Source organism: Modestobacter sp. SYSU DS0511 (assembly GCF_054050755.1).
This window is the reverse complement of the sequence record NZ_JBJGZY010000071.1, coordinates 1-4,029: the sequence shown is the minus strand read 5'-3', so window position 1 is coordinate 4,029 and position 4,029 is coordinate 1. Positions and strand designations below refer to the sequence as shown.

Here is a 4,029-nt window from a genome sequence, read left to right as displayed (position 1 = left end):
TGCCGGCGGCGTTGCTGACGGCGTACGAGACCGCGGGTGGTCCTGAGGGGCTGCTGGGTTTCCCGACCGCGGCGGCCGGGCGCACCCCCGACGGGAAGGCCCGGTTCCAGCACTTCCAGGGCGGCTCCCTGTACTTCATCGACGGGGAGGAGGTGCTCGTGCCGGCCGCGGTGCGGAGCGTGTGGTCGCGGACCGGCTGGGAGCACGGCCCGCTGGGCTACCCGACCGGTGCAGCGGTGACCACCGGAACCCTCACCGTCCAGCCCTTTCAGGGCGGCACCGTCTTCACCGAGGGGGCTGCCGGAGGCGCCGTGCGCGACGCCTTCCTCTCCACTTACCTCGCCGCCGGTGGTCCGGCCGTGCTGGGGGTGCCGACGGCGGAGGTGCAAGGGTTGTCCGACGGGAAGGGCAGTCTGCAGCGGTTCGAGCGGGGGTCGGTCTACTCCTCGCCGGCGACGGGGACGCGGGCGGTGACCGCGGAGCTGTTGCCGGCATGGGCGGCGACCGGTGGGGAGCGGGGTCCGTTGGGCTACCCGACGACCAGTGCCACGGCGTTGGCGGTGGGGGGTGGCCGGTTCGCGCACTTCCAGGGCGGGTCGGTGTACTGGTCGCCGGCCACGGGTGCGCGCGTGGTGCGGGGTCCGGTGCGTGATGCGTGGGCCGCGGCCGGGTGGGAGCGCAGCGTGCTGGGTTACCCGACCACCGACGTGCGGACCACGCCGGACGGGAAGGCGCAGTACGCGCACTTCCAGGGCGGGTCGGTGTACTGGACCCAGGCCACCGGGGCGCGGGTGCTGACCGCGGAGCTGCGGGCGGCGTGGGCGGCCACCGGCTGGGAGCGGGGTCCGCTGGGCTACCCGACGACCAGTGCCACGGCGTTGGCGGTGGGGGGCGGCCGGTTCGCGCACTTCCAGGGCGGGTCGGTGTACTGGTCGCCGGCCACGGGTGCGCGCGTGGTGCGGGGTCCGGTGCGTGATGCGTGGGCCGCGGCCGGGTGGGAGCGCAGCGTGCTGGGTTACCCGACCACCGACGTGCGGACCACGCCGGACGGGAAGGCGCAGTACGCGCACTTCCAGGGCGGGTCGGTGTACTGGACCCAGGCCACCGGTGGGCACGCGCTGCCCACCGTGGTCCGGGACGCCTGGGCGGGCACCGGCTGGGAGCGGGGCCCGCTGGGCTACCCGACGTCCGGGGCCCGCCCGGTCCCCGGCGGCACCCGCACCGACTTCCAGCGCGGCACCATCAGCGTGTCGAGCGCGAACGGTGCGGTCACGGTGCAGCTGAGATGAGCGGGCAGCGAGGGCCCGGCCCGGGCGGCGGACGCGCGGTGCCGGGCGCAGATGACACGCAGGTAGCGTGGGAGGCATGACCGTGACCGCCGCGCCTGCCGGCCCCCGGAGCTGGCGCCGGGCGGCGGACGACCTCATCGGGGGATGGCAGCAGCGGGCCCTGTGGGGCCACCTGGGCTGGCAGGACATCCGACAGCGCTACCGCAGGTCGGTCCTCGGGCCCATCTGGATCTCCATCACGATGGCGGTCACCGCCGTCGCGCTGGGGGTGCTGTACGCCGGCCTCTTCGGCAACGACCTGGCCGTCCAGCTGCCCTACGTGCTGGTGGGCTTCATCATCTGGGGCTTCATCAGCGGCTGCATCGCCGAGGGCGCCGACGTCTTCATCGCGAACGAGGGGCTGATCACCCACCTGCCCTCGCCGTTGAGCGTGCACGTCTACCGGCTGCTCTGGCGGCAGGTGCTGTTCTTCGCGCACAACCTCGTGGTCTACGTGGTGATGCTGTTCATCTTCCGGCAGGACTTCAGCTGGCCGGACCTGACCGCCATCCCGGCCTTCCTGCTGGTGGTGCTCAACGGCGCGTGGGTCGCCCTGCTCCTGGGCATCGTCACCACCCGGTTCCGGGACCTGACGCCGATCACCCAGTCCATCGTGCAGCTCGCCTTCTACATGACCCCCATCGTGTGGATGTACGAGGACCTGCAGAACAGCAGCCAGCCGGCGATCGCCGAGCGCGCTGCCCTGGTGCAGCTCAACCCGTTCTTCCACTATCTGGAGATCCTCCGGCGGCCGATGCTGGGCGAGCCCCAGCTGTGGCACAGCTGGATCGTGGTCGCCGTCATGACGGTGGTGGGCTGGGCGCTGACCCTGTTCGCGCTGCGCCGCTACCGCTCCCGAATCGCGTACTGGGTGTGAGTGTGGACGGCACCGGCATGGTCAGCATCACGACGAAGGACGCCTGCGTCGACTTCCCGATCTTCGACGCGAAGAGCCGGTCGCTGAAGAAGACCGTCATGGGCGTGGTCGGGGGCAACATCGCGAGCACCAGCAAGGTGCCGATCATCGAGGCGTTGCGCGACGTGTCGCTGCACCTGCAGCACGGCGACCGGGTCGGCCTGGTCGGTCACAACGGCGCGGGCAAGTCCACGCTGCTGCGGCTGCTGTCGGGCATCTACGAGCCGACCCGCGGAACGGCCGAGATCCGGGGACGCGTCGCCCCGGTGTTCGACCTGGGCGTCGGGATGGACCCGGAGGTCTCCGGCCTGGAGAACATCATCATTCGAGGGCTCTTCCTGGGGATGACCCGCAAACAGATGGACGAGCGGGTCGACGACATCGCGGAGTTCACCGAGCTCGGTGACTTCCTGCGGATGCCGCTGCGCACCTACTCCACCGGTATGCGGGTCCGGCTGGCCCTCGGGGTGGTCACCAGCATCGACCCGGAGATCCTGCTGCTCGACGAGGGCATCGGCGCCGTGGACGCAGCCTTCCTGGAGAAGTCCAAGAAGCGGTTGTCCGAGCTGGTCGAACGAGCCGGTCTGCTGGTGTTCGCCTCCCACTCCGACGAGTTCCTCCGCGAGCTCTGCGACACCGCGGTCTGGATGGAGCACGGGCAGGTGCGCATGCAGGGCGAGTTGGAGGAGGTCCTGCGGGCCTACAAGGGAGTCGGTGCGTGACGGCCGGCGCCCAGCCCGCGGCCGCCCGCCCGTCACGGCCGGCCACCGGCCGCGTCGTCGCGGTGATCGTCACCCGGCACCGCACCGAGCTGCTGGCCCTGAGCCTCGCCGCGATCGCCGCGCAGACCCACCCGGTCGACCACGTGGTGGTCGTCGACAACGGGCCCGACCAACCGGCTGAGCAGGTCGTCGCGGCCAGCGGGCTGCCGGTCACCTACCTGCCGAGCCAGCGCAACCTCGGGGGCGCCGGGGGCTTCGCGCTCGGCATGCTGCACGCGCTGGCCCTGGGCGCGGACTGGGTCTGGTGCGCCGACGACGACGGTCGCCCCGCCGACGGAACGGTCTTGCAGACGCTGGTGGACGCCGCGGCGCGGCACGGCCTCGCCGAGGTCTCCCCGCTGGTCGCGGACATGTCCGACCCCGATCGGCTGGCCTTCCCGCTGCGTCGCGGGCTGCGCTGGCGCCGCCGCCGCAGCGACTTCGCCGGGCTCGACCTGCTGCCGCAGTACGCCTCGCTGTTCAACGGGGCGCTGTTCAGCGCCGCCGCCCTCGACGTCGTCGGTGTGCCCGACTACCGGCTCTTCTTCCGCGGTGACGAGACCGAGGTGCACCGCCGGCTGGTCCGGTCCGGGCTGCCCTTCGGCACCGCCCCGGCCGCGGTCTACCTGCACCCCGAGGGCACCACGGAGTTCGCGCCGATCCTGGGTGGGCGGCTGTCGGCGCAGTACCCAGCGAACGAGGTCAAGCGCTTCTTCACCTACCGCAACCGCGGCTACCTGATGGCCCAGCCCGGGATGCGCTGGCTGCTGCCGCTGGAGTTCGTCCGGTTCAGCTGGTTCTTCCTGGTCTCCCGCCGGGACCGCGCCGGCTGGCGTGAGTGGCTCCGGCTGACCCGGGCCGGCCGACGCGAGCGGTTCACCCGGGACTGACCTCCCGCGGCGCGCTGGGCCCGGGGGGGGGGGTGGGGGGGGGGGGGGGGGGGGGGGGGGGGGGGGGGGGGGGGGGGGGGGGGGGGGGGGGGGGGGGGGGGGCGGGGGGGGGGGGGGGGGGGGGGGGGGGGGGG

General features: G+C 73.1%; 4 protein-coding genes. All 4 read left to right on the top strand.

Features of this window, described 5'->3' with window-relative positions:
* Positions 1 to 1,289: LGFP repeat-containing protein (locus ACI783_RS19720; RefSeq protein ID WP_457142024.1), on the top strand; the 1,289-nt coding region annotated here is incomplete at its 5' end.
* A 76-nt stretch (positions 1,290 to 1,365) separates the two neighbouring features.
* On the top strand, positions 1,366 to 2,205 hold the full coding sequence (wzm, locus tag ACI783_RS19715; RefSeq protein WP_457142023.1) for a galactan export ABC transporter permease subunit Wzm/RfbD: 840 nt from the start codon (positions 1,366 to 1,368) through the stop codon (positions 2,203 to 2,205).
* 17 nt (positions 2,206 to 2,222) lie between these two features.
* The gene (gene wzt, locus ACI783_RS19710; RefSeq protein ID WP_457142022.1) at positions 2,223 to 2,966 is read left to right on the top strand and encodes a galactan export ABC transporter ATP-binding subunit Wzt/RfbE; all 744 of its coding nucleotides are present in this window, start codon (positions 2,223 to 2,225) and stop codon (positions 2,964 to 2,966) included.
* Entirely contained in the window at positions 2,963 to 3,895 is a 933-nt protein-coding gene (glfT1, locus tag ACI783_RS19705; protein WP_457142021.1) for a galactofuranosyltransferase GlfT1, read from the top strand. Before wzt ends, glfT1 begins: the two co-directional genes overlap by 4 nt.
* Positions 3,896 to 4,029: the final 134 nt, after the last annotated feature.